The organism is Catellatospora coxensis (assembly GCF_016862635.1).
Taxonomy (GTDB): domain Bacteria; phylum Actinomycetota; class Actinomycetes; order Mycobacteriales; family Micromonosporaceae; genus Catellatospora; species Catellatospora coxensis.
The window spans coordinates 1-1,328 of record NZ_BONI01000196.1 but is presented as its reverse complement, the minus strand read 5'-3'; the positions used below and the strand labels follow the sequence as shown (position 1 = coordinate 1,328).

The 1,328-nt window shown below is 69.1% G+C and carries 1 protein-coding gene; it reads left to right on the top strand.

What is annotated here, in order from left to right; translation table 11 throughout:
- Nucleotides 1-244 precede the first annotated feature (244 nt).
- Nucleotides 245-1,312, top strand: a complete 1,068-nt coding sequence (locus Cco03nite_RS41970; protein ID WP_425546950.1) for an IS110 family RNA-guided transposase — start codon at nt 245-247, stop codon at nt 1,310-1,312.
- Nucleotides 1,313-1,328 lie beyond the last annotated feature (16 nt).

Sequence of the window (1,328 nt, the reverse complement as noted above, 5' to 3'; positions counted from 1 at the left end):
TGCCCTTCTTAACAGTGAGGATGATGTATGGGAGTCCTCCCGGTCCGGTCTGACCCTCTTCTTAACTGACCTCGGGTCTTGAACACGATCTGTCGACCGGTGCCGGGAGGACTCTGCACACACGGACGTCGCGGGCGTGACCTGATAAGAGCCTGGTCCAGAGGCCTCATCACTGTTCTGTCCGCTTGCTGGCGCGGTGCGTGCCGCCCCTGTCCGGTCAAGCCAAGGACGGCTGATGCCCACGATGGCACACCCCGGCCCGCAGATCACTGCGGGCGTGGACACCCACAAGGACACCCACACCGCCGCCGTGCTGGACGAGCACGGCCGGTTGGTGGGCACGGCCCGGTTTCCCGCGACCGGTGACGGCTACCGGCAGCTGCTGGACTGGCTGCGCACCTTCGGCGCCCCGGCCGTGGCGGGCGTCGAGGGCACCGGCTCCTACGGCGCCGGCCTGACTCGCTACCTGAGCGCAGCCGGTGTCACGGTGGTCGAGGTCGCCCGCCCCGACCGCGCCACCCGCCGCCGCAAAGGCAAAGACGACCCGACCGACGCCGAAGCCGCCGCCCGCACCGTGCTGGCCCACCGAGCCACCGCGATCCCCAAGCAGCGCGACGGCCAGGTCGAGGCCCTACGACAGCTGCGTATCGCCCGCCGCAGCGCCGTCGCGCAACGCGCCCACGTCCAGCGCCAGATCCACGACCTGGTCGTGACAGCAGCCGAAGAAGTACGCGCGCCACTACGCGGGCTACGGGCCGCGGCGCTGGTCAGACGCTGCGCGGCCGACACCCCGGACCCGGCCGGCTACGCCGAGCCCGCGACCGCGGCCCGCATCGCGTTACGGTCCCTGGCCCAACGGCACCAGCAGCTGACCGCCGAGGTCAAGACCCTCGACAAGATGATCGAGCCCCTGGTCCGGGCCATCAACCCGACCCTGCTGGCTCAGCCTGGCATCGGTCCCGACACCGCCGGACAACTCCTGGTCACCGCCGGAGCAAACCCACAGCGTCTGCACAGCCAGGCCGCGTTCGCGATGCTCTGCGGAGCCGCACCGCTACCGGCCTCGTCCGGGCGAACTCGCCGCCACCGCCTCAACCGAGGCGGCGACCGCCAAGCGAACTCCGCGCTCTACCTGATCATCCTGAGCCGCCTGCGCTGGAACCCACAAACCCAGGCATACGCTCAACGCCGCACCGCCGAAGGCCTGTCCAAGAAGGAGATCATCCGCTGCCTCAAACGCTACCTGGCGCGCGAGATCTACCAGATCATCACCACCCAAGAGTCCTATGGATGCCAAGCCTCATCGGCTTGACATCCATAGGAGCATC